General features: G+C 43.1%; 25 protein-coding genes. 14 read left to right on the top strand and 11 right to left on the bottom strand.

Annotation, left to right across the window (positions count from 1 at the left end; translation table 11 throughout):
- Positions 1 to 142: 142 nt before the first annotated feature.
- Positions 143 to 1,036: a ChaN family lipoprotein gene (locus M5X66_RS09170; RefSeq protein WP_270103443.1), complete on the bottom strand. Its 894-nt coding sequence runs from the start codon at positions 1,034 to 1,036 to the stop codon at positions 143 to 145.
- 153 nt (positions 1,037 to 1,189) lie between these two features.
- Complete coding sequence (gene maeB / locus M5X66_RS09175; RefSeq protein ID WP_154599204.1) at positions 1,190 to 3,469, bottom strand: NADP-dependent oxaloacetate-decarboxylating malate dehydrogenase; 2,280 nt, start codon at positions 3,467 to 3,469, stop codon at positions 1,190 to 1,192.
- Positions 3,470 to 3,917: 448 nt separating this feature from the next.
- On the opposite strand from maeB, the gene M5X66_RS09180 reads away from it, so the two are divergent.
- The 4 genes from M5X66_RS09180 (at position 3,918) to M5X66_RS09195 (ending at position 6,926) form a co-directional block, all read left to right on the top strand.
- On the top strand, positions 3,918 to 4,538 hold the full coding sequence (locus M5X66_RS09180) for a LuxR C-terminal-related transcriptional regulator (RefSeq protein WP_036953257.1): 621 nt from the start codon (positions 3,918 to 3,920) through the stop codon (positions 4,536 to 4,538).
- A gap of 207 nt (positions 4,539 to 4,745) precedes the next feature.
- Complete coding sequence (locus M5X66_RS09185) at positions 4,746 to 5,117, top strand: ArsC family reductase (protein WP_270103444.1); 372 nt, start codon at positions 4,746 to 4,748, stop codon at positions 5,115 to 5,117.
- A 10-nt stretch (positions 5,118 to 5,127) separates the two neighbouring features.
- Positions 5,128 to 6,258 (top strand): succinyl-diaminopimelate desuccinylase, encoded by a 1,131-nt coding sequence (gene dapE, locus M5X66_RS09190; protein WP_036953255.1) that lies wholly within the window; start codon positions 5,128 to 5,130, stop codon positions 6,256 to 6,258.
- Positions 6,255 to 6,926, top strand: a complete 672-nt coding sequence (locus M5X66_RS09195) for a M15 family metallopeptidase (RefSeq protein ID WP_036953254.1) — start codon at positions 6,255 to 6,257, stop codon at positions 6,924 to 6,926. The genes dapE and M5X66_RS09195 overlap by 4 nt, the downstream gene beginning before the upstream one ends.
- A 43-nt stretch (positions 6,927 to 6,969) precedes the next feature.
- Here the strand turns inward: M5X66_RS09195 and M5X66_RS09200 are convergent, their stop codons facing one another.
- A complete protein-coding gene (locus M5X66_RS09200; protein WP_036953425.1) occupies positions 6,970 to 7,362 on the bottom strand; it encodes a DUF454 family protein in 393 nt (130 codons plus the stop codon).
- A gap of 118 nt (positions 7,363 to 7,480) precedes the next feature.
- On the opposite strand from M5X66_RS09200, the gene M5X66_RS09205 reads away from it, so the two are divergent.
- Complete coding sequence (locus tag M5X66_RS09205; protein ID WP_036953252.1) at positions 7,481 to 7,675, top strand: YpfN family protein; 195 nt, start codon at positions 7,481 to 7,483, stop codon at positions 7,673 to 7,675.
- Here M5X66_RS09205 and M5X66_RS09210 read toward each other — a convergent pair.
- Positions 7,656 to 9,704 carry a tRNA(Met) cytidine acetyltransferase TmcA gene (locus M5X66_RS09210; RefSeq protein WP_270103445.1) on the bottom strand — a complete coding sequence of 683 codons (2,049 nt, stop codon included), beginning with the start codon at positions 9,702 to 9,704 and terminating at the stop codon, positions 7,656 to 7,658. The genes M5X66_RS09205 and M5X66_RS09210 overlap by 20 nt on opposite strands.
- Positions 9,705 to 9,712: 8 nt before the next feature.
- On the bottom strand, positions 9,713 to 10,165 hold the full coding sequence (locus M5X66_RS09215; protein ID WP_036953250.1) for a DUF441 domain-containing protein: 453 nt from the start codon (positions 10,163 to 10,165) through the stop codon (positions 9,713 to 9,715).
- 389 nt (positions 10,166 to 10,554) lie between these two features.
- Between M5X66_RS09215 and M5X66_RS09220 the strand changes: the two genes are divergently transcribed.
- The 5 genes from M5X66_RS09220 (at position 10,555) to M5X66_RS09240 (ending at position 13,981) form a co-directional block, all read left to right on the top strand.
- Entirely contained in the window at positions 10,555 to 10,980 is a 426-nt protein-coding gene (locus M5X66_RS09220) for a PPC domain-containing DNA-binding protein (RefSeq protein ID WP_036953248.1), read from the top strand.
- 62 nt (positions 10,981 to 11,042) lie between these two features.
- Positions 11,043 to 11,624, top strand: coding sequence for a membrane protein (locus M5X66_RS09225; RefSeq protein ID WP_036953246.1), 582 nt, complete (start codon positions 11,043 to 11,045; stop codon positions 11,622 to 11,624).
- A gap of 8 nt (positions 11,625 to 11,632) precedes the next feature.
- Positions 11,633 to 12,337, top strand: a complete 705-nt coding sequence (locus tag M5X66_RS09230) for an energy-coupling factor transporter transmembrane component T (protein ID WP_270103446.1) — start codon at positions 11,633 to 11,635, stop codon at positions 12,335 to 12,337.
- A complete protein-coding gene (locus M5X66_RS09235; RefSeq protein WP_270103447.1) occupies positions 12,328 to 13,194 on the top strand; it encodes an energy-coupling factor ABC transporter ATP-binding protein in 867 nt (288 codons plus the stop codon). Before M5X66_RS09230 ends, M5X66_RS09235 begins: the two co-directional genes overlap by 10 nt.
- Positions 13,181 to 13,981: an energy-coupling factor ABC transporter ATP-binding protein gene (locus tag M5X66_RS09240; RefSeq protein ID WP_270103448.1), complete on the top strand. Its 801-nt coding sequence runs from the start codon at positions 13,181 to 13,183 to the stop codon at positions 13,979 to 13,981. Before M5X66_RS09235 ends, M5X66_RS09240 begins: the two co-directional genes overlap by 14 nt.
- A gap of 68 nt (positions 13,982 to 14,049) precedes the next feature.
- On the opposite strand, the gene purC is transcribed toward M5X66_RS09240, so the two are convergent.
- The 4 genes from purC to dapA form a co-directional block, all read right to left on the bottom strand.
- Complete coding sequence (purC, locus tag M5X66_RS09245) at positions 14,050 to 14,763, bottom strand: phosphoribosylaminoimidazolesuccinocarboxamide synthase (protein WP_036953240.1); 714 nt, start codon at positions 14,761 to 14,763, stop codon at positions 14,050 to 14,052.
- A 309-nt stretch (positions 14,764 to 15,072) separates the two neighbouring features.
- Positions 15,073 to 15,531, bottom strand: coding sequence for a hypothetical protein (locus M5X66_RS09250; protein WP_270103449.1), 459 nt, complete (start codon positions 15,529 to 15,531; stop codon positions 15,073 to 15,075).
- A 302-nt stretch (positions 15,532 to 15,833) separates the two neighbouring features.
- Positions 15,834 to 16,886, bottom strand: coding sequence for an outer membrane protein assembly factor BamC (gene bamC, locus M5X66_RS09255; protein ID WP_036953238.1), 1,053 nt, complete (start codon positions 16,884 to 16,886; stop codon positions 15,834 to 15,836).
- Between the two features lie 16 nt (positions 16,887 to 16,902).
- Positions 16,903 to 17,811, bottom strand: a complete 909-nt coding sequence (gene dapA / locus M5X66_RS09260; RefSeq protein WP_051422710.1) for a 4-hydroxy-tetrahydrodipicolinate synthase — start codon at positions 17,809 to 17,811, stop codon at positions 16,903 to 16,905.
- Positions 17,812 to 18,059: 248 nt separating this feature from the next.
- On the opposite strand from dapA, the gene M5X66_RS09265 reads away from it, so the two are divergent.
- Both M5X66_RS09265 and bcp read left to right on the top strand, forming a co-directional pair.
- Positions 18,060 to 18,617: a glycine cleavage system transcriptional repressor gene (locus M5X66_RS09265; protein WP_036953236.1), complete on the top strand. Its 558-nt coding sequence runs from the start codon at positions 18,060 to 18,062 to the stop codon at positions 18,615 to 18,617.
- Positions 18,618 to 18,631: 14 nt separating this feature from the next.
- Positions 18,632 to 19,102 carry a thioredoxin-dependent thiol peroxidase gene (gene bcp, locus M5X66_RS09270; RefSeq protein ID WP_036953234.1) on the top strand — a complete coding sequence of 157 codons (471 nt, stop codon included), beginning with the start codon at positions 18,632 to 18,634 and terminating at the stop codon, positions 19,100 to 19,102.
- A gap of 77 nt (positions 19,103 to 19,179) precedes the next feature.
- Here the strand turns inward: bcp and M5X66_RS09275 are convergent, their stop codons facing one another.
- Positions 19,180 to 20,262, bottom strand: coding sequence for an AI-2E family transporter (locus M5X66_RS09275; RefSeq protein WP_036953232.1), 1,083 nt, complete (start codon positions 20,260 to 20,262; stop codon positions 19,180 to 19,182).
- 143 nt (positions 20,263 to 20,405) lie between these two features.
- Here M5X66_RS09275 and M5X66_RS09280 point away from each other — a divergent pair, with 143 nt between their 5' ends.
- Both M5X66_RS09280 and arsC read left to right on the top strand, forming a co-directional pair.
- Positions 20,406 to 21,872, top strand: a complete 1,467-nt coding sequence (locus M5X66_RS09280) for a beta-barrel assembly-enhancing protease (protein ID WP_036953230.1) — start codon at positions 20,406 to 20,408, stop codon at positions 21,870 to 21,872.
- 12 nt (positions 21,873 to 21,884) lie between these two features.
- On the top strand, positions 21,885 to 22,241 hold the full coding sequence (gene arsC, locus M5X66_RS09285) for an arsenate reductase (glutaredoxin) (protein WP_036953228.1): 357 nt from the start codon (positions 21,885 to 21,887) through the stop codon (positions 22,239 to 22,241).
- 50 nt (positions 22,242 to 22,291) lie between these two features.
- On the opposite strand, the gene hda is transcribed toward arsC, so the two are convergent.
- The gene (gene hda / locus M5X66_RS09290; RefSeq protein WP_036953226.1) at positions 22,292 to 22,993 is read right to left on the bottom strand and encodes a DnaA inactivator Hda; all 702 of its coding nucleotides are present in this window, start codon (positions 22,991 to 22,993) and stop codon (positions 22,292 to 22,294) included.
- Between the last annotated feature and the right edge of the window lie 123 nt (positions 22,994 to 23,116).

Consider the following 23,116-nt stretch of genomic DNA (forward strand, 5'->3'; position numbering starts at 1 on the left):
GCTCATATTCATCTTACGTGCTTTTACAGAGTTGCAAATGATAATTAATAACGAATGCAAATGGAAATTATTTGTAAATAAATGTGATGATTACTTCACAAAATTAACGATTTTAAATCATCATATTGCTTGTCTTTGTTGATTATTTAGGCGTGTACCAAACATAATCCGCATGCAAGTTATCGATTTCCTCGCCTTGCTCCGAAATAATCAATACTTTCAATGGCTCATCTGGTGCTAAATCGAGCATATGTAACGGCACACCAATCGCTCGCGTTGCATGATAACCACCTGCAAATAACAATGCGGGAGCCGGAGCATCTACTAATCCTTGAGCCATCGCCCTATCTCTTAGTTGCTGGATCACCAGCATCTTTTTCGCTTGTTTATCATCCAACTCACCATTGTGTGAGCGTTTAATGGTTTCACTGATCAGTTCCTGAATAACAGGCTGAGTTGAATGTGTTCCTGTGATCGTAGGCGGATTGTCATAAGCCTTCAGCACAGCATCTCGATTAATATTCGCGGCTAAAACTGGGGATGGCTGAGCCAGTAAATACTTCACGAGTTCCCCATATTGCGCCCACGGCCAACCACTATTCCAATGTAAAATTTCTTGCAGTTTTTCATCTCGAATATACGGGTTCCCTTGCATCTGTTTTTGGACATTGTTAACTCGACTCTGTTGATCTGGGGTGAGCATTTCCAACAGCACCGCACCTTGAGGACGTATTTGCTGCATTTCCTGGGCGACCCATTGCTCAATTTGATGATGGTAAATATTGTCGTGTTTCTCCCCAACAATCACACGAGGAGAGGCTGCAAGCTCTTGAATTAACTGCTGAGGAGTGATGGATTTACCCGAATCTAAATCAATGATTTTGCCAGCTTGTGTGAGTTGGGGATCCAATTGCTGAGCGGGTTTTGGTGTTTGTGAGGTACATCCTAACTGTGTGAAACTCAAAACGAAAAGCATCCCTAAACTCAACAGTGAGGAGTTTTTCGTTAAATAATTCAAAGAACGTGCTGATATCATTATCTTTTCCATATAGTGACTTTGAAGCCATTCAAAATACAGATAATGATAATCATTTTCAAATAAAAAAGACTCCCATTAACCACAATGGAAGTCTTTATGCGGAACTCGATGATTAATCAATCATTCGAGAAACTATTATAATGAAGCTAATTACAGTGGATTCGTTTGAGCTTCCACTGCGGCTAACGCCACCATGTTGACAATACGACGAACAGATGCGATTGGCGTTAAGACGTGGACAGGTTTCGCAACCCCCATCAGTACAGGACCCACAGTAACACCATCAGAACTGGTGACGCGCAGCAAGTTATAGCTAATACGCGCCGCTTCCATATTTGGCATAATCAGTAAGTTTGCTGAGCCTTTCAGTGGGCTATCTGGCATCACATCTTTACGGATTGATTCAATCAATGCCGCATCCGCATGCATTTCCCCGTCAATTTCCAAGTTTGGCTCACGCGCTTTCACTAATGCCAGTGTATCGCGCATTTTTTGTGCTGAACCACAATCTGAAGAGCCAAAGCTTGAGCGAGATAACAGCGCAACTTTAGGCTCAATACCAAATCGACGAACGGTATCCGCTGCCATTAATGTGATTTCCGCTAACTCTTCTGGTGTTGGATCTTCGTTCACATAAGTATCTGCAATAAAGGTATTACCGGTTGGTAATAACAAGGCATTCATTGCCCCTGCAGTATGTGCACCTTCACGGAAACCGAACAGGTCTTTGACGACCTGGTAGTGTTCACTGTAGCTACCGATTGAGCCACATATCATCCCATCAGCTTCACCACGTAGAACCATGATACCGCCGATAATAGTTGGGTTTGCAACTAATGCACGGCGCGCCATTTCTTGAGAAACACCACGGCGTTTCATAATTTGATAATATTCTTGCCAGTACTCTTTAAAGCGTGGGTCATTTTCATTGTTGACCACTTCAAAATCTTTACCTAGCTCAATATGCAGACCCAGTTTTTGGATACGCATTTCAATCACGCTAGGGCGACCTACCAGAATAGGGAATGCTAAACCAAGAGAAACCAGCTCTTGAGTTGCGTGTAATACGCGCTCTTCTTCCCCTTCCGCTAATACGATGCGTTTTAGCTCTTTTTTCGCTTGGGAGAAAATTGGCTTCATAAATAAGTTTGTTTTATGAACAAACTGATTCAGTTTTTCAACATACGCATCCATATCCGTGATTGGACGTGTCGCGACGCCTGATTCCATTGCTGCTTTTGCTACTGCTGGCGCAATTTTCACGATAAGGCGCGGGTCGAATGGTTTTGGAATGATATATTCAGGTCCAAAGAATAAATCTTGGTTCCCGTACGCTGAAGCGACTTCTTCACTTTGTTCCGCCAGCGCTAAGTCAGCAATAGCGTAAACGCAAGCCAGTTTCATTTCTTCGTTGATTGTCGTTGCGCCAACATCCAGCGCACCGCGGAAGATGAATGGGAAGCACAGAACGTTGTTAACTTGGTTCGGATAGTCAGAGCGCCCTGTACAGATAATGGCATCTGGGCGAACTTCTTTTGCTAATGGTGGCAGAATTTCCGGCTCAGGGTTGGCTAATGCTAAAATCAGCGGGTCTTTCGCCATGGTTTTCACCATTTCAGGTGTTAATACGCGAGGACCTGAGCAACCTAAGAAAATGTCAGCACCAGGAATAGCATCCGCTAATGTGCGCTGACCATTATCGTCAATCGCATACGCGGCTTTAGTCGCATCCATTCGTTCATCGCGACCTTTATAAATCACCCCTTTTGAATCGCAAACGGTGATATTTTCGCGCTTTAATCCTAACGCCACTAATAAGTTCATACAGGCAATCGATGCGGCACCCGCACCGGATACCACTAAACGCACATCGCCAATGTCTTTTTTAACGATACGTAGACCGTTAATCACCGCCGCAGTACAAATAATGGCGGTTCCGTGTTGGTCATCATGGAACACAGGAATATTCATGCGTTCACGTAATTTTTGTTCAATATAGAAGCACTCTGGCGCTTTAATATCTTCGAGGTTGATACCGCCGAATGTAGGTTCCAGCGACGCGATGATATCAATCAGCTTATCAGGATCGGTTTCATCGACTTCAATATCGAAAACATCAATACCCGAGAATTTCTTAAATAGCACCCCTTTCCCTTCCATGACAGGCTTACCTGCCAATGCACCGATATTCCCTAATCCTAGTACCGCAGTACCGTTAGAGATAACCCCCACAAGGTTACCTTTCGCTGTATAACGATACGCTTTTAGTGGTTCTTCCGCGATTTCTAGGCAAGGTACCGCTACGCCAGGAGAATAAGCTAAGGCTAGGTCACGTTGAGTGGTTAACGGTTTGGTTGGTGTTACAGTAATTTTCCCAGGATGAGGAAACTCATGAAAATCGAGAGCACTTTGTTTTAATTTATCATCCATCATCAAGTCCTTTCAAAATTTGGTAAGGTAAGAGCCATCACAGTATAAACACATCTTGTTAGCAAATCATGATCACGTCTATGATTTCCAGAAAAATCTTTCAGTTACAAGAAATTTACACAGATTTGCCACAAAAATACAATGGCGAATTTATAGACATACATAATATTGTTATTATTTTTATTCATATCATTTTTTAAATCACTTTAATTTTTTTCAATCTTAGTTATTATTTTTTTGAAATTAATGTATTATTCTAAAGCTCGTTTCTTTTTAGCCTTAATATATCCAGCTCCATAATATTCGCTCCCATTATTCATGCTTTTATGCGGCTAATTAATTCATCAATTAAGAATAATGATTTCATGTAATCTTAAATATATTATATTTTAACTATATCAATTCTAGTTAATCTAATAAGTTGTCAGACATAAAAAAGGAACCCACTATGTCTAATCACACGGTTATGATTATCGATGAACACCCTATCTTTCGTTTTGGACTGTCTCATTTATTAAAATCAAAAGCTGACTTTGACGTAACGGCAGAAGTTTCAAATAGTAAAGAAGCGCTGAATATCGCCACCAGCAAACAACCCAACATGATACTGATAGATACTATTCTTCATGGTAATAAAACATTCGAAACGATTCGATTACTACGTAAGCATTGCGCTAATAGTTATTTGCTGGTTCTTTCGCTCTCAACGATGAAGACTGATATCTACGCCGCTATCGATGCCGGTGCCCAAGGTTATTTATTAAAAAATAGCGAACTCGATATGTTGCTTAATAGTATGAAAAAAGCGATGGATGGACACCATGTATTTAGCGAAAAAGTTTATCAGCATCTGATTACTCGGCATCAATCTAAAGATCCACTCTCCACATTAACTCGCCGTGAATGCGAAATATTGCACGAAATGGCGGCAGGGTTAAAGAACAGAGAAATCTCTCAACTATTATTTATTTCTGAAGAAACCGTTAAAGTTCACATTCGAAATGTTTTAAAGAAATTACGAGTCCGATCTCGTTTAGAAGCCAGCTTAATATACATGCGTTCAAAATAATTTAATCTGATTTAATTTAATTAACGTAAGTTGCCTAAATTAATTATTTTATTATTTATATATAAAATTATGAATATTAACTCTGCCTTAGTTATTATTAAATCGCTTATTAGATTAATAAATCTTTTCGATTCAAAGGGGTAGACCATAATTGTATTTTCCCGCATTATGTATGGCATACATTGTTCGCCATCAGAGGAAAATCATATGTCCAACACCCCTACATCCCCTTCTATCATGTACGGAATTAAAAACTGCGATACCATTAAGAAAGCTCGCCGTTACTTAGACGATAACGCAGTCAGCTACCAATTCCATGATTACCGCGTTGATGGCATCACTGATGAACTCCTCTCTACATTTTTGCAACACATCGATTGGGAAGCCTTGGTAAATAAACGAGGTACAACTTGGCGTAAGCTCAGTGATGAAGAGAAAAATGCAGTTGTTGATGCTGATAGCGCGAAAAAAGTCTTACTGGCTGAACCTGCGATGATCAAGCGCCCTGTTCTTGTTTCCGCTAATGGTCATTATCTTGTCGGGTTTAACACCGACGACTACAAAAAATTCACAAAATAAAGGTGACTCAATGAATTGCCCTGTCATTGAACTTGCAAAACAACTTATCGCCCGCCCCTCTATCAGCCCAGATGACCAAGGTTGCCAAGATTTACTCATCGAACGTTTGAATAAAATCGGCTTTACGGTAGAAAAAATGCCATTTGGGGATACTCTCAATTTTTGGGCTCACCGTGGTGATAATGGCAAAACTCTCGCCTTTGCGGGTCATACCGATGTCGTCCCTGCTGGGGATCACAGTAAATGGCAAACTCCGCCATTTACGCCAACAATTATCAATCAACATTTATATGGTCGTGGTGCTGCCGACATGAAAGGCTCTATTGCCGCCATGGTCGTTGCCGCTGAGCGCTTTGTAGAAAAACACCCAGCTCATACTGGTCGTCTCGCGTTTTTGATTACCTCCGATGAGGAAGCTAAAGCGACCCACGGAACCGTAAAAGTGGTAGAGACGTTACAAGCCCGTCATGAGCCAGTCGATTACTGCTTAGTAGGGGAACCATCCAGCCAGTCTGCGCTTGGTGACATCATTAAGAATGGTCGTCGCGGCTCTATCACCGCTCACTTAACTATTTTGGGCACCCAAGGGCACGTTGCCTATCCACATCTGGCGGATAACCCAGTACATCGTGCAACTGGCTTTCTGCAAGAGTTAGTCTCCACTAAATGGGACGATGGCAACCAATATTTCCCAGCTACCAGCATGCAAATAGCCAATATCAATGCAGGTACAGGCGCCGATAACGTCATTCCTGGTGAACTAAAAGTACAATTTAATTTCCGTTTTAGCACCGAACTGACAGATACCGTGATCCGCGAACGTGTAGTTGGCATGTTAGAGCGCCATGGGCTGAATTATCATTTAGATTGGTTCTTATCAGGTCAGCCATTCTTGACGGGCGACAGTGAATTAGTAAGTGCAACAGTACAAGCGATCCAAGAAGTCACAGGGCGCGCAACCACCTTATCTACCAGCGGCGGCACCTCTGACGGGCGTTTTATCGCCCAAATGGGTACCCATGTTATCGAGCTAGGTCCATTGAATGCGACAATCCATAAAGTGGATGAGTGCGTTAGCGTCGATGATTTACAACAGCTCGCCGTGATCTACGAACGTATCATGGAGCTACTATTACTATGACTCTCTCCATCGAGATGTTAACAGGGCGCTCAACCGACCATTTAGTGACTTTGGGCGGTAATCACCGCCTACAGTTTAATACCACTAAAGCATTCCTTGCCATGCAGCAAGTGGCGGCACGCGCCGGGTTTAAACTACAATCCGCCAGTGCTTTTCGTGATTTTGCTCGTCAGCAGATCATTTGGAATGAAAAATTTGCTGGTAAGCGCCCTGTTCTTGATACCCACAGTCAGCCGTTAGATATTTCAACATTATCTGAAGGGGAATTATGTGAGGCAATCTTGCATTGGTCTGCGCTACCAGGGGCTAGCCGCCACCACTGGGGTACAGAGATTGATGTTTACGACCCGCTACGCATTCCTGCTGGACAAACTTTGCAACTAGAACCGTGGGAATATCAAGAAGAGGGATATTTTGCTGAGCTTAATCACTGGTTAACCGACAATATGGCGACCTTTGATTTTTACCGCCCTTTCACCGCAACTAATGCAGGTGTAGCGGAAGAACCTTGGCACATTAGTTATTGGCCGTTGTCTCATGAAGCTGAGCAGCTATTAACGCCAGGAATTGTTAGGCAGGTACTAACCGAGGAAGATATCAGTGGAAAAACCTGGTTATTAGATAACCTTGAGTATGTTTTCAACCGCTATATTAAAGTGCCTGAATGATTTATCTGTCACTCAGTCTCTTGCTGAGTGACAACTTTCCTTATTACGAACCTTCGTTATTCTGATCCGAATTTGACACATCCACGACAGGCAAGCGGTACATAAAAATCAGTAACCAACACATCCCTAAAAATAACCCAATTTTTAGCCAGCCATAGCTGACCACCCAAATCGAAAAAGCAAACGTAATAACAATTAATGTCATGGCTTTCGGTTTTACACCTTTTGGTAGCGCGCGATGCGTTTGCCAGTGACGTAAATACCCGCCGAACCATGAACGATATAGCAACCAGTTATGAAAGCGTGGTGAGGAACGCGAAAAACACCATGCCGCTAATAATAAAAAACAGGTCGTTGGCATGACGGGTAAAATAGCGCCAAGAAAAGCTAAGCCAACAGCAATCCATCCTACTGTAATGAATATGATTTTCTTTATATTCACTCAGGCTCTCCCGTTACAACAAAAAACATGGTTAAATGACCCCACTAAAACCTACCAACTGCGTCATGTGGGCAGGGCTACACATTATTATGATTAAAATAAGAAGGCAAATATGCATTGGTTAGCCGATTACTGGTGGATCATCCTACTGTTATTAGTCGGGGTCATTTGGAACTCAGTAAAAGAGATGATGCGACTCGACCCCAAAAAGTATTTAGATGACAAACCTGAAATTCCACCTCACAAAGATAATAATCACCTCTGGGATGATGAAGACGACGACTGGCCTAAAGACAAAAAGCGCTAATTTGTTGCCTTAAACTTTTCACCACTTCAGGGTAATAGTCATTCAGCCACTGCGCAACTTCGGCTCTTGCGTGTTTTAACCACTGTTTTTGCCCTACTAACCCTAAGTGCATAGCAATACACTCCACAGATAGCCCTTGATGATAATACTTCGCAAGGGTAGAACCTGTTATTTCAGCCGAATGTTGTTGCTGTAAAATCGCTAAAAAACGCTGTAATGACGGCTCACTGGCGGCTAACGAACGATGGTAGTCGCTAAAGCCGACCAATTCTAGCCAATCTCCAGCGTCAAGATACTGTTCAAATGTGCTTTTCAGACTAAATTCATTCAGATCATGACGCCAGAATAGATCTCGCTCTAATCTCTGTTGCCCTAAATGGCAAATTGACTGCGCTTCTGCGGATAATGGCAATATCGCCATCGCCGTGAAACAACCGCTACTCGCCTCAACATGCCGCCCAATTCGCACGATCTGGAACCCTGATGATTGCCAAAAAGCCAATAATTCTGGGGTTAAACCAAAGCTGACCGATAGGAAGTCTAAACCGTCCTGAATGCCTTGCTCGATTTGCGATTCTAATAACCGGTAGCCAATTTTTTGGCGACGATATCCAGCATTTACAGCGATACGCATCACTCGTCGAGAACGTAATGTCGGGGCTTGAGGGAAATAGCAATGCGCCGCAAGGGATTGAGCAACCAGATTTCCCCGTGGGCGCCGCTGTCCTGCCCAAATTTGCCAGCTCAGTTTTTCATCTAAACCCCCTTCATCCACCATCCATACTGCGGCAATAACATCCTGATTATGATGGCTTGCGACAGCAAAGTGCTGGTGTTGCGCATCCAATAATCGGCGTAAATCTAACGGCGAAGTCCGATAATGCGCTGCGGTCAATAAACCATAAAATGCGTGGAGTTGTTTGGGATCATGAGCCAGTTGCTGCTGGCTAAGTGACTTAAGAATAATCGGTTCTGACACAACATTCACCGATATAGCGCTTTCCAATAATAAACTTTGGTTAATAACCTTTTCGAGCGGGTCATGTTCTGCAAAGCGAATCGGCTGAGTGAGCCACAGCGAGGTAAAATTTTCGAGGCTATCACAAAATTTCATCATAAACCCACGCCCCGTACCCTCATAACCTTCCACCGTCGTGGTCATAAGGACCCGAGGGAAAAAGGCGATAATCTGACGCAGGATATGGGAAGGAATGGCGGCAGCTTCATCAATAATTAGCCAATCAGCCTCAATTTTCTGCCCTGATTGGCAATAGTGAAGTAGCGCATCTGGCGCCCAAAATTTAAGTTCATGCTCTGCATATTCAGCAATCACACCAGTGGTCACTTTCGCTGGCGCACAACACCAACACACACCTTTCCATGCTTTTATCAGCATACCCGCAACGGTGGACTTGCCTCGTCCGCGAGGGGCTATTAACCCCCATACTCCGTTTTCTGCTGACAGCAATTGTCCAAGCGCATCTTGTTGCTGTTGGGTCGGCTGACCACTGGGTGCTATCCATTTGGGGTGATCGGGTAGCAAATTCAGTACACGCGATTGATTTTGTTCTTCAAATTGTTGATCAATAAACAGCACATCAGGACGATTCCGGAAAGTGCGTTGTAAATGATGAACAAAATTAGGCGTGGGAATTTCACCAAATTGCTCATTCCATCTCACACTATCCTCATCATTTTGCTGCGCCCACAGAGATTGGGGTGGAGTGCAAAGCACCAACAAACTTCCTGCTTTTAGGGTTCCTGCTAAGATAGCCAGCGCTTCGCTGTGTAACCCTTTACGCGCATCAAAAATACCATGAACAAATTCACGACCAAGCAATAGTTGGGCTTTTTCTGGTGGAATGCTATTAGGTAATTCAGGTGAAAGACAGAGCCAATCCCCTGCTAAGAAATCTTGAAATTTCTCAAGCTGAGATGTGACCCACTCATGCTCCCCAGATAACACCAGCAAGCGGCGAAAACCGATATGATGTAGTTGCTCAACAATCGCTTGTAATGAATTTTTCATCGCCAAGATTACGATTTACCAATAAGTAATGACAGAATCCCTGCGGCAATCAATGGTCCAACAGGAACGCCTCGGAATAAGGCAACACCAATCACCGTGCCCACCAATAGCCCTGCCACCGTCGAAGGCTGGCTCCCCATCAGAGCTACACCCCGACTGCCTAGCCAAGAAACCAATATACCAATCACTATTGCCAGTAATGATTTCCAATTCAAAAAGGAGCTTAATACATCATTTGCTGAGATTTTTCCGCTCGCAATTGGCGCCATGACACCTATAGTCAAGATTAAAATTCCGATGGTTAACCCATATTTTTCGACCCAAGGGAAGAAATTATTCAGCGGCGTGATCCGCACCACCAGCAAAAATAGCATGGCTAACGTTACTGTCATGTTGTGGCTGATAATGCCTAATCCTGCCAATACCAGCAAAATGATCAGTGTAGGATCCACTTGGCTCATAATTTTTCCCCTGTAAAATAAATGCATTGCGACAACACAGTTCCACCGCGTCAATTGAGTGAGTATGTTATTGATCTCGCGTTGAAGAGGCAAATCATCCTTCACCTTCAAACGCTATTTTCTGTAGTCTATCTGAAAAAAGTTTATCTTAGAAAATAGGTTTCCCTTCATTCATGGAACCCTAATAAAACTTAAGTTAAATAATCAGAATATTCGATACTCCCCATTGTTTTTTCATCCACTATTCCGACCTTCTTGATCAATATTTTTTAAGATACAGAGTGTTTCACTAAAAAAAACCAAAAAAAATGTCTTTAACAGACAGCAATTTATCTATTCGTATAATAGATTGCCGTAATCTATAAACACGATTCACTAGGATCTCGGCTATGTCTCACGATTTAACCACTTATTCAAACGCTCGCTTTATCGCACTGCGTCTACGTCCAGGGGAAGATGTCATTCTTACCTTACGTGAACAGGTCAAACATCATCAGTTGCAAGCCGCATTTATTGCTGGATGTGTGGGTAGCTTGACCGATGTCGCCTTGCGTTTTGCTGGGCAGGAAAATACCCATCTTACCTCAGGTAAATTTGAAATTGTGTCACTGATAGGCACCCTTGATGCTCAGGGTGAACATCTGCATTTGGCGGTTTCCGATGAAAACGGGCAAATGAGCGGTGGACATATGATGCCGGGTTGCACCGTCAGAACTACCCTCGAATTGATTATTGGCGAACTGGAAAACAAAACCTTTACCCGTGAGCCTTGCGCGCTCTCAGGATATGAAGAATTGGTCGTCACTTCTCGTTAATTTTTGTTCTATTTTGATTTCATTCTAGCTTTAATTTACAACTTATTAGGGATATTTAATTCATGGCAAACTCGTCAATCATTTCCAGCCGAACATTGGCTTTAATTGTTTTTTCGATTGCAATCAACATGGTAGTTGGGCAGTTAAGTTCCATGCTAAAACTGCCTATCTTCCTTGATTCTATTGGCACGATTATCTGTGCGCTGCTCGCAGGTCCGTGGGCAGCTATCTTTAGTGGTTTAGCGACTAACTTGCTTTGGGGTCTTTTAACTGGGCCTATCGCAGCAGCATTTGCCCCAGTCGCGATGATGATCGGCTTAAGTGCTGGTTTGCTAGCGCGTGCCGGCGGTTTTCGTACCCTACCACGCGTTATTTTATCGGGAGTGGTGATCACTATCGCACTGATGATTGTTGCGGTACCTATTCGCACCTACTTATTTGCAGGAACCACTGGTAGTGGAGCAGACTTTTTTGTGGCTTATTTCCATGCTGTCGGTGAAAACTTATTAGAGTCTGTGGCTATCACTGTTTTAGGCGCCAATATTGCGGATAAGATAATTTCAGCCATTGTAGCTTGGTTGCTTGTCCGCCGTTTACCTGAGCGCGTTCAGCGTACTTTCCCGAATATGGCTAAAGTTCGCTAGGGGTTAGGATGCACCCTTTTACTTCATTGGCCTTATGGTTCTGGTTTAGCGCTAGCACATTGATGCTACCGCTAGGCTGGGGATTAGTTATCGTTGCTTTCGCTACCCTTGCCGCAGTCATCTTGCGCTCAGCATCATTCCATCGCTGGAAATTTATCGCGGGAATAATGTTACCAATGGCGGTAGGACTTTGGCTAATCCACGGAGGGTGGCTAAGTGAATTATTAACAGGCGCACCGCCACAAGCCCTTCAGCAGCAAAAAGCCATGGCTTTATGGCTGCGTCTGCTCGCCATCATTAGTGCCTCTCAGTTATGGCTACAGTATGTTCCCACTGAACGGTTTATCCGAGCGCTATTTGCCAGTCGCCTCCCGGCCAGCTTTGCCTATGTGCTTGCGGGTCCACTTTTACTTGTTGAACAACTTCGTCAGCAGCTTGCCACGATTCGTGAGGCTCAGCTTGCCCGAGGGGTTCCCTTAGATGGCCACTTTTGGCAACGATTAACGACGTTACCCGCCCTATTACTTCCCCTGGCGAGCCAAGCACTCAGTGAGCTAACTGTCCGCAGTGCAGCCCTTGATATGCGAGGTTTTCGCTACACTCGCCATCGCACCACATTGAATAAACCTGCGGATAGCCGCCTTCAATATGCATTGCGTCTTGGCTTATTAGCACTAATCGTGATTGAAGCAGGGGTGGCGCTATGTTGGTAAACATGATGGAAAATAGGGTGGTAAGTCTACAGCAACTAACATTTACGCCTCAAGACAGCGAGAAACCTATTCTGTCAGAGATTAACCTGGCTCTATCACACGGAAATTGGCATTGTGTGTTAGGCGGAAATGGTAGCGGAAAAACCACATTAGCCCAACTATTAGCGGGTTGGTTGCCTGAGCAGCTAACCGGAAATATCACGGGTAATGGCATGATCCTTGCTCAACCATTAGGGGAGCAATCTTTAGTTGAACTCTCTATTGAGCGTCAACTCGTGCAACAATCTCCGCAGTTACAACTCTCTGGCTGTACGTTTACCGTTGAACAAGAAGTAGCTTTTGGTTCCGAAAATTTAGGGCTTCCGCCTGAAGAAATCGTTCAACGGGTTGAACAGGCTCTTGAGTTAACATTCAGCCAAAATTTACGCACTCGTCACCCTGCAACACTCTCTGGCGGAGAAGCTCAGCGCATTGTATTGGCGAGTGCTCTTGCTATGCAACCACGATTATTACTCTTGGATGAAGCCTTTAGCCGCTTAACGCCCGCAGCCACACATCGATTACTCACCCAGTTAAAAAATTACAGTGAACAAACCGGCTGTTGTGTAATTTTGTTCGAACGGCATTTACTGCCAGCTCTGCATTTTTGCGAAGATTTTTCGTTGCTGGAACAAGGCAGTATTACTGCTCAAGGGAATATTGACGCCATATTTTTACCCGCACAGCAGACAATCAATATGCCCGATGCATGGCGTGTTGTCGGGAAATTAATGGAGCGTGGTAGTTGGCACTCCCCAGTGCCTCGCAATGAACAACAACTGATTCAAAGTATTGAGGCGTGTTATGCTGCAAATTAATCAATTAAGCTTTCAATACACTCCGAAAACCGCACATGCCATTGTGGATCTCACACTCACGATTCACTCTGGGGAATGGGTGGCATTGGTGGGAGACAATGGCGCAGGCAAATCCACCTTATTGCGTTTAATGGCCGGTTTATTGCTGCCTTCACAAGGGGAAATCGATTTTAATCAACAACCTCTCAGTGGATTGAAAGCAGCAAAACGCGCTCCGCAGATTGGGATTTTATTCCAAGAGGCTGAAAAACAGATTTTTCATAGCACGGTGAAAGATGAAATTATGTTTGGATTACGCCGCCAAAAATTATCCTCATCGGATATCGCTGAAAAATTAAAGCGAGCTTTAACACTCTGCCATTTAACAGATGTTGCGGATAAACACCCGCTTGATTTACATTCCGCTCAGCGGCGCATGGTCGCAGTGGCCTGTTTAACCGCTATTCAGCCTAAATTACTGCTGTTAGATGAGCCAAGCCGTGATTTCGATACACAGTGGTTAGGGTATTTTGAGCAATGGCTCGATTATCAAAAACAATTGGGTGCTACGGTTGTCACGATCAGTCATGATTTGGATTTTGTGGCTCGCCATTTTGCGCGTGCGCTACATTTATCCCAAGGTCGCTTAGTGGCAGATGGTAATATTGAGACGGTATTACGCCACTCTGAGTTACAGCCAGATTCTGTTTTACCTTCCCCAACTTTGCATTCTCTCAGCCATCAGCTAAATCTACCTATCGAAAACCAAGCTGAGCGTTGGGTTCAGCGATTTCTGGCACAGTCATGATTTGAAGACAAAAAAATAGCCTGCTGTTGGCAGGCTATCATTCTTCATATTAGCGAAGCTTTAGAAACTTAATCGAGTTTAACGCCGATACGACGAGCAACTTCTTCATAAGCTTCAATCAAGCCACCAAGGCTTTGACGGAAACGGTCTTTGTCCATTTTGTTCAGGGTTTCTTTATCCCACAAACGGCTACCGTCTGGAGAGAATTCATCACCCAGCACAACTTCACCTTTAAATAGACCAAACTCAAGTTTGAAATCGACTAAGATAAGACCTGCGTCCGCAAAAATCTTGCTTAAAACATCGTTCGCTTTGTAGCTCAGTTCGCGCATTTTCGCTAAGTTTTCTTTGCTCACCCAACCAAACGTTTCGCAGTAAGACTCGTTCACCATTGGGTCATGCTTAGCGTCATCTTTCAGGAATAAGTCGAACAGAGGCGGGTTTAAAATCATCCCTTCTTCAACCCCAAGGCGCTTAACCAGAGAGCCTGCCGCACGGTTACGGATAACGCATTCAACCGGCACCATATCCAGTTTTTTAACCAATGCTTCAGTGTCAGATAATAAGGCTTCCATCTGTGTAGGAATGCCTGCTTCTTGCAACTTAGTCATGATGAAATGGTTAAATTTGTTATTAACCATTCCCTTACGGTCAAACTGTTCGATACGCTCGCCATCGAGTGCTGATGTATCATTACGGAACTCCAGAACTAATAAATCTGGATCCTCTGTGGTATAGACCGTTTTTGCCTTACCACGATACAACTCAGCTTTCTTTTGCATCTTAAACACTCCAGGGATGTGATTACACTCAATAGAAATCAACCTGCACAGCAGATTCAGATAAGTAACAGTAGAATAGATCGCTAAAAATAGCGGGTTCATTGTTAATTTTCTGCTCTGATTCAGTCAGTTATCCCAAAAACATTGATACAGCGCTAACTAACTGATATTCAATATTTTATGATTAACTGCTAATTATGATAATAAAATTCTCTCGCATACGCAAACGATTACTTAGCTGCAAATACTGATTTTTTGTCCATTTGTTTCACCGAGAATTTTATGAAGGATAGATGTGCAGATGGGTAGTTAAAGTAATGGATGTTTGCTGATTACAATCAGTTTGTGGGTATATACGTCGATATCTCTACCCCAAAGTTGATTAATCCATTGCTCAAAGAATTCAGATTCAGTATGGATTTGCGTTAGTGGCCTGTCTTCGAGCGTGCCATCGGAAGCATAAATATAATAGCATTGATAAAATGCCCAAGAAATCATGATTTCCCAGAAGCGCTGTCCATCACGAGTATGCTCTTCATCCGTTACCATGATGCTATGATTGTCGAGTAAATGAATGAAAAATACTCGAGGTAAATCGCCAATATTATTCCGGTGTAGATGGGATATAGTGCGCCAAACTTTAATTTGCGTGCATGTGGTTTCACCAAAGACAATATCCGTACGCAGTTTCAATTCTAGCAAATATATCGTTTCTAGCTCTTCTCCAGTAGTCACCATCCGATATTGGTTTTTCTTACATGATTTCATTAATCGGTATCCTTGAGGTACCACATAATTTGGTAAATCAAAAACAGTGGCCCCCTCCTCTAGAAAACTTCTTGTATGAGCAATATTATTTAATGAATTTAGTAAATTATCATTAAAGCTTGTCCCAGCAATTCTTCTTGGCATCGTTATATTATTCCTACTATCCATTGGTTTCGATGCGCTATTATCCATAACTTTTCTTTCACTGTTAGCCATTAGAGCCTGAAGTTTATCCGAAAAAAAACGCCATCCCATAGGACGGCGTTTTCACTTGATAGAACAAATAAGTTAGCTATGTAAACTTATTTTTTAGTCGGTGCTTTACTGAAAGCGGCTTTCAGTGCGGCGACCATTTCATCATTCTGTTTCTGAGTTAATGGCACGCCTTTAGTGTTGATAAACTGTAGGCTACTACGGTTATTCAAATCACCCACTTGGACTTTATAGTCATCTTCAGGTACCGATGGGTCATCAATACCCAGCGCTTGCCACTCAGAGCTGCTCAAGCCTTTGTAAGTCACCATGACGGAACCTGCTGAGCGGCTACGGTCACCCACTTTCATACCAACACTTTCTAATGCGTGAGGTAAACGCTCCCAAACTGCATCGTACGGTGCACGAACGATAACCACTGGTAAGCCAGTGTCATTGCTACCTGTTTGAACATCAATGATGCCATAGGCGCTTTGCAAGCTATTTTTGCTTGAGGTATCACGCAGTGTGTACAGAGCGTCGGTTAAATCGTTTAATAACAGTTTGTTATAGCGTTGAATTTCCGCTGCATCTGTTACCGTTTCATCACCTTGGCGTAAGCCTAAGTTAGTCACTGTTAATGCAATCATGCCATTTTCTGGCTGAACAGTGACTTTATGACGGCTCTCTAATGGGACGTTTTCGTCTGCACGATCCCATTTAATCCAGTCAGTTTCGATAGAGCGAGAACCATCGTTCTTCGTAGAGACTGGGATGCCACGCTGTTCTAAAATCATGGTCACTTGTGACCATAAAGCATTATTTTCAGGAGTATTATCTAGCAACAAACGGCTGGCTTCTGCGCTGTTTTCAGTGCGTGAACCTGCTAATTGTGAAATCGTCAGTACTGGTGGGCGAATATCTAACGCTTTCCCAACCGCCCCTGTTGAGGTGGTTTTAGGAATGTCATATTCTCCATTAGTTGCTGGTAAAGTGATCCCCTGCGGCGCATTCAGCACTTTCAATGGCGCAGCATTAAGATATTCCTCATCACCACTAACCTGACGTTTATAGCGCTGATCGCTGGAGCAGGCTGCCAGTAACACGACAAGTGACAGGCCAGCAACCTTCATAACCTTCGATTTTTGCAATAATGTTGCCATTAAAATTCCCTAAATTTTACAGTAAACCCGCGAGTTTCAAGGCATCTTCAACCTTTTGCTGTCCAGATACAGTTAACGGTGTCATTGGTAACCGTAAAGTATCATCCGCAATAAGACCTAAACGATGACAAGCCCATTTCGCAGGGATTGGATTCGGCTCAACAAATAACTGATGATGAAGTCCCATCAGCTGTTTATTCAATTCACGGGCCTCAGTATATTTGCCCGCAAGCGCTAAGTCACACATTTTTACCATCTGCGCAGCCGCGACGTTGGAGGTGACCGAAATGACGCCCTTTCCACCGAGTTGCATAAAATCAAGTGCGGTCGCATCATCGCCAGAAAGTAGAACAAAATGGTCATCAACCAACTCTTTGATTTGATGAACCCGTGCTAAGTTCCCTGTGGCTTCTTTAATTGCCACAATATTCGCCAATTTCGCCAAGCGGCCCACAGTTTCAGGTAATAAATCACATCCAGTGCGCGATGGTACATTATAGAGAACTTGTGGCAAGCTGGTGTTTTCTGAAATAGCTTTAAAATGCTGATATAAACCTTCTTGTGACGGTCTATTATAATAAGGTGTTACTGTTAGGCACGCAACTACACCACTGTTTTCAAACTCATTTGTTAGTGAAATCGCTTCTGCGGTTGCATTTGCACCTGTTCCCGCAATAATTGGGATACGTCCATCAGCTAACTCAAGCGTCGCTTTCACTACATCAACATGCTCTTTATGGTTTAATGTTGCTGATTCCCCCGTTGTTCCCACTGACACAATCGCAGAGGTTTTGTTTGCGACATGGTAATCCACCAGTTGTTTCAAGCTTTTTCTATCAACGTTACCCGCTGAATCCATTGGTGTGATCACAGCAACAATACTGCCTTGTAAAAAGTCTTTGTAGTTTACGTTTTGATTAGCCATCGCAATGCCCCCTAAATAGTGAGTTTCCATGTTACGTTTTCATTTCACAGAAGAAAACCACCCAAACGCAAGATTTTAATGAATTTTGTTAATGCCGATGACATTAACTTAAATAGAAGTAATAATTCAGCCATATTTGTCGCAAGAGTGAATCGCCCCACTTGGCAGATTCACAATTTTATGGTTTCCTTACCACCATCCTGAGTCAATATCATTGACCTAAATTTAGTCAAAATAAGGAAGATACTTTGCCTAAGACTGAACCGCAATTTCTTGTTATTACTGCGCTGGGAACAGATCGTCCGGGCATTGTGAATACAATTACACGCCTTGTCAGTGAATGTGATTGTAATATTGAGGATAGTCGACTCGCTATGTTTGGCGAGGAATTTACTTTTATAATGATGTTATCCGGCAGTTGGAATGCTATCACGCTTCTAGAAGCGATTTTACCGACTAAAGGGGCTGAGTTAGATTTGCTGATTGTTATGAAACGCACGCATAGTGTACAAAAAACCTACTATCCGTCTACTGTAACTGTGAATGTGATGGTGGACGATGCGCCGCGTATTATTGAACAGTTTACCAATTTGTTTACCACTCAACAGTGCAACATCGCAGAATTAATTTCTAAAACACAGCCTGCAAATGATACTCAACCGGCTCAATTGGAAATTCAAATTACAGCCCATGACCCACTGGATGATAATGGCATAATTATAAAGAATAAATTTCAACAACTATGTACAATGCTAAATGCCAAAGGCAACATCAGTATTGTTAACAACCCCAAAATGCAGAGTTAACGGAGATATATGTAATGAACCCATTGAAAGCCGGTGATAAGGCACCTCAATTTAGCCTTCCTGACCAAGATGGTGAAATCATCAATCTTTCTGATTTCCAGGGTCAACGCGTATTAGTTTACTTTTATCCTAAAGCGATGACACCAGGCTGTACAGTTCAAGCATGTGGACTGCGTGATGAGATGGATACACTAAAAGCAAAAGGTGTCGAAGTTTTAGGTATTAGTACAGACAAACCAGAAAAATTGGCTCGTTTCGCTGAAAAAGAGTTATTAAACTTCACACTGTTATCCGATGAAGATCATCAAATTTGTGAACAATTTGGTGTGTGGGGTGAAAAACAATTTATGGGTAAAACTTATGACGGTATCCACCGCATTAGTTTCCTTGTCGATGCAAATGGTACCATCGAGCACGTATTTGACGATTTTAAAACCAGTAATCACCATGAAATCGTATTAGCGTACATCAACGCTAACGCCTAATACTGATACATAGTGATTAAAACCTAATCACTAAAAAGGGTTGCTTATTTTGCAACCCTTTTTTCTTATTGGCTCTTTTAGCCTTCTGTTTTTTCTATTGTTTCACTATCACTCAAATCTTGTGGCCACGCGTTAATTACCGCTTTGATTAAGGTTGCGAGCGGGATCGCAAAAAATACGCCCCAGAATCCCCATAAACCACCAAAAATCACCACCGACAAGATAATCACGAGTGGGTGTAAGTTCACGGCTTCTGAGTACAACAGCGGCACAACGATGTTACTGTCTAGCCCTTGGATCACCAGATAAACAATAAACAGTGACCAGAACTCAGTACCTATACCCCATTGGAATAGTGCGACTAAAACCACCGGAATGGTGGCTGCCACTGCACCGATGTACGGGATCAAAACAGAAACGCCAACCAATACCGATAACAGCACTGAGTAACGCAAATCAAAATAGGCAAAACCAATATAGGTACAGACGCCAACAATCACCATTTCCGTGACTTTACCACGTAAATAGTTGGTAATTTGTTGATTCATTTCCAACCAGACTTTACTCACTAACTGGCGATTTTTTGGAAGAAGTTTAACAAAGCTTTTGGTGATCCTTTCTTTATCTTTTAATAAGAAAAACATCATCAATGGCACTAAAACCAGATAGACGGCTAACGTAAAAATACCAATTAATGAAGCGACTGACGCTTTCACCACAGACTCAGCAACAACTGACAACCTACTGCGCACATTATCTGCCATCATATCAATGATGCCAGCATCAACGAGTGCAGGATATTGCTCCGGTAATCGGCGAGCAAACTCGCTAAAGCGATTAACCATGTTAGGTAAATCCGCCACGAGGTTGATCCCTTGTTGCCACGCTGTAGGAGCAATAATTAAGATCACCATGGCACTTATTCCAGCAAACAAGGTCAAAATGATGCTAACCGCTAAAACGCGGGATAAACCAAGTCGTTGGAGTAAATGTGTTGGCCATTCAAGTAAATATGCTAAGACAATTGCGACTAATAATGGAGCCAGTATACTGCTGAAAAAAAAGATGACCAGAAAGCCAATAACCAGCAAACTAAACAAGGCAACTGCTTGCGGGTCAGCAAAACGCCGACGGTACCATTGTAAAAACATTTCTAACATTCATTGGCTCCTGGGAATGTAAAACAAAGACAGTTCCTAAATTAAAGAAAATTATACCGAATAACAGATTTTACGATAGCTTTTGCTATCATATCTCCCAATTAATTCGTATTTTCTGTAGGTAATAAGTGAAGATATGCACTATGACTAAAAAATTGAAATATCCACTGCTCGCTATCCTGATGTCCGCACTTATCCATGGTGCTGTATTACCTGCCTATAGTGCTGTTGAAGATACCCTACCCGATATCGGTACAACCGCGGGAGGTACTCTCAGCATTAACCAAGAAATCATTATGGGTGATGCCATCACTCGTCAAATTCGAGGAAGTACTCCTCTTATTTATGACCCCTTACTAACTCAGTATGTGAATAAGCTGGGGCAACGTTTAGTGACGAATGCCGATTCTGTCAAAACGCCATTTAAGTTTTACCTAGTCAATAACCCGAATATTAACGCTTACGCCTATTTTGGCGGTAACGTGGTTCTTCACTCTGCGCTATTTCGTTATAGCCAAAATGAGAGCCAGCTTGCTTCCGTTATGGCGCACGAAATCTCTCACGTCACCCAGCGCCATCTGGCGCGAATGATGGAAGACCAGAAAGCCACAACACCGTTAGCTATCGCGGGGACTATCGGTTCTCTATTACTGGTGATGGCGAACCCGCAAGCCGGTTTTGCCGCATTAACGGGGACATTCGCGGGAATGCAGCAAGGGATGATCAGCTTTACACAAGCCAATGAACAAGAAGCTGACCGTATTGGTCTGCAAACATTGCGTCGTTCTGGGTTTGACCCTCATGCCATGGCTGATTTTATGCAAATCATGTCTGACCAAACCCGCTATATGTCTAAACCGCCAGAAATTTTGCTGACTCACCCCTTACCAGACAGCCGTTTAGCCGATGCCCGTAACCGTTCAAACCAATATCCGAAAGTCCATGCCCCATCTTCATTAGACTTTATGTTGGCACGCGTTCGTATTTTGTCTATGTACAGCCCTGCGGATCAACGCAATGCGCTGGACCAAATCATCGAAAACTACAGTAAAGGTAATGCTCAAGAGCAAATGGCCGCGAAGTACGGTAAAGCATTATTGTTATCTCAAGATAAAAAATACAGCGAAGCGGGCGTGATTATTTCTGAATTGTTAGCCAAACAGCCGGATAACCCATGGTTTATCGATTCCATGACCGATATCGATATTGAGCAAAAACAAGTCGGTAAAGCGGTCGCACGTTTGCAAGATGCATTAAAAAAATCACCAAAAAATACGGTATTTATTGTCAACCTTGCGAATGCGTATGTCAGCAATGGACAGTATAAAGATGCCACTAATTTATTGAATAAATATACATTTGATTACCCAGACGACCCAATTGGCTGGGATCTGCTTGCCGAAGCCTCCGCAAAACTGGGGGATCGTAATGCAGAACTGGCGGCGTATGCCGAAGGTATGGCACTGCGCGGCAACTATGATACTGCCATCAATTATTTAAGCGAAGCGAGCCGTAAAAGCCGTTTAGGCAGTTATGAACAACAACGTTTTGATGCGCGAATCGATGAACTTACTCGATTAAAAGAGCGCGATAGCAACGCAAAACCGTAAGGAATAAAGATAATGACGGATTCAATTAAAATTTATCACAACCCTCGCTGCTCCAAGAGCCGTGAAACACTGGCTTTATTGCAAGAAAAAGGCATCACGCCGACGGTGGTTGAATATTTAACGACGCCACCTTCAATCGCTGAGATTGAAAAATTGCTGAAGATGCTTGGATTTACCGATGCGCGCCAATTAATGCGCACCAAAGAAGATATCTATAAAGAATTGAAATTAGCGGATAACAGCGTCACTCAAGCGCAGCTTATTCAAGCCATGCATGATAATCCAAAGTTAATTGAGCGCCCGATTGTGGTGAAAGGTAAAAAAGCCAAGTTGGGTCGACCACCAGAGCAAGTGCTGGAAATTTTATAAGCAGGCTATTTGGCAGACAATAAATTGGCAGTCGATGGGCTGCCAATTTTTTATAATTTGAGAATGTCTTTAACGAAAGGAATAGTCATTTTACGCTGAGCGACAATCGAGGCGTGATCAAGCTTATTTAAGATATCAAATAAAGTGCCCATCTTTCTGTCTAACCGTTTTAATACAAACCGACAAACGTCTTCAGGCAATTCAAATCCACGAATACTGGCACGTAATTGCAGCGCACAAATTTTGTCTTCATCACTTAAAGGGTGCAGTTTATAAATTTGCCCCCAATCGAGACGAGAGGCTAAATCCGGCAACTTCAAGTCAATCTGGCGCGGTGGGCGATCCCCGGTGATCAGTAAACACGTTCGACCAATTTCTAAAATACGGTTATACAGATTGAAGATGGCCATTTCCCACTCTTCATCTCCCGCGATGCATTGAATATTATCAATACAGACCAGAGAAAGATGTTCCATACCTTCAAGCACATCAGGTACAAAGTAAGCGCGTTTATCCAGTGGCACATAACCCACAGCAACACCTTGCTCAGACAACTCAGCACATGCCGCATGCAGTAAATGACTCTTACCGCCCCCTTCTCTTGACCAGTAATAAATATAACTACCATGAGGCTGATTAATCGCCGTTTTGAGCGCAGAGAGTAATCCCTCATTTTCCCCTGCATAGAAGCTAGCAAAGGTTTCATCATCAGGAAGAGAAAGTGGTAATGAGAGTTGAGATGGTGTATTCAGAAGCGCCTCTGATTGTGCAGTTCAATTAACGCCATTGAGTTTATCATAAATAACAAGAAGAGATGAACAGCCTGGCGGTTAATTGCCGGAGCTTTAGCCACTCCGGCAATCTATTTTAGTTAA

It is taken from the genome of Providencia sp. PROV188 (genome assembly GCF_027595165.1).
Classification (GTDB): domain Bacteria; phylum Pseudomonadota; class Gammaproteobacteria; order Enterobacterales; family Enterobacteriaceae; genus Providencia; species Providencia lanzhouensis.

Excerpts from the sequence above, each read along its gene's own strand:
- M5X66_RS09170 (WP_270103443.1), bottom strand. The coding sequence starts at position 1,036 with ATGATATCAGCACGTTCTTTGAATTATTTAACGAAAAACTCCTCACTG.
- maeB (WP_154599204.1), bottom strand. The coding sequence starts at position 3,469 with ATGGATGATAAATTAAAACAAAGTGCTCTCGATTTTCATGAGTTTCCT.
- M5X66_RS09180 (WP_036953257.1), top strand. The coding sequence starts at position 3,918 with ATGTCTAATCACACGGTTATGATTATCGATGAACACCCTATCTTTCGT.
- M5X66_RS09185 (WP_270103444.1), top strand. The coding sequence starts at position 4,746 with ATGTCCAACACCCCTACATCCCCTTCTATCATGTACGGAATTAAAAAC.
- dapE (WP_036953255.1), top strand. The coding sequence starts at position 5,128 with ATGAATTGCCCTGTCATTGAACTTGCAAAACAACTTATCGCCCGCCCC.
- M5X66_RS09195 (WP_036953254.1), top strand. The coding sequence starts at position 6,255 with ATGACTCTCTCCATCGAGATGTTAACAGGGCGCTCAACCGACCATTTA.
- M5X66_RS09205 (WP_036953252.1), top strand. The coding sequence starts at position 7,481 with ATGCATTGGTTAGCCGATTACTGGTGGATCATCCTACTGTTATTAGTC.
- M5X66_RS09210 (WP_270103445.1), bottom strand. The coding sequence starts at position 9,704 with ATGAAAAATTCATTACAAGCGATTGTTGAGCAACTACATCATATCGGT.
- M5X66_RS09215 (WP_036953250.1), bottom strand. The coding sequence starts at position 10,165 with ATGAGCCAAGTGGATCCTACACTGATCATTTTGCTGGTATTGGCAGGA.
- M5X66_RS09220 (WP_036953248.1), top strand. The coding sequence starts at position 10,555 with ATGTCTCACGATTTAACCACTTATTCAAACGCTCGCTTTATCGCACTG.
- M5X66_RS09225 (WP_036953246.1), top strand. The coding sequence starts at position 11,043 with ATGGCAAACTCGTCAATCATTTCCAGCCGAACATTGGCTTTAATTGTT.
- M5X66_RS09230 (WP_270103446.1), top strand. The coding sequence starts at position 11,633 with ATGCACCCTTTTACTTCATTGGCCTTATGGTTCTGGTTTAGCGCTAGC.
- M5X66_RS09235 (WP_270103447.1), top strand. The coding sequence starts at position 12,328 with ATGTTGGTAAACATGATGGAAAATAGGGTGGTAAGTCTACAGCAACTA.
- M5X66_RS09240 (WP_270103448.1), top strand. The coding sequence starts at position 13,181 with ATGCTGCAAATTAATCAATTAAGCTTTCAATACACTCCGAAAACCGCA.
- purC (WP_036953240.1), bottom strand. The coding sequence starts at position 14,763 with ATGCAAAAGAAAGCTGAGTTGTATCGTGGTAAGGCAAAAACGGTCTAT.
- M5X66_RS09250 (WP_270103449.1), bottom strand. The coding sequence starts at position 15,531 with ATGAAATCATGTAAGAAAAACCAATATCGGATGGTGACTACTGGAGAA.
- bamC (WP_036953238.1), bottom strand. The coding sequence starts at position 16,886 with ATGGCAACATTATTGCAAAAATCGAAGGTTATGAAGGTTGCTGGCCTG.
- dapA (WP_051422710.1), bottom strand. The coding sequence starts at position 17,811 with ATGGCTAATCAAAACGTAAACTACAAAGACTTTTTACAAGGCAGTATT.
- bcp (WP_036953234.1), top strand. The coding sequence starts at position 18,632 with ATGAACCCATTGAAAGCCGGTGATAAGGCACCTCAATTTAGCCTTCCT.
- M5X66_RS09275 (WP_036953232.1), bottom strand. The coding sequence starts at position 20,262 with ATGTTAGAAATGTTTTTACAATGGTACCGTCGGCGTTTTGCTGACCCG.
- M5X66_RS09280 (WP_036953230.1), top strand. The coding sequence starts at position 20,406 with ATGACTAAAAAATTGAAATATCCACTGCTCGCTATCCTGATGTCCGCA.
- arsC (WP_036953228.1), top strand. The coding sequence starts at position 21,885 with ATGACGGATTCAATTAAAATTTATCACAACCCTCGCTGCTCCAAGAGC.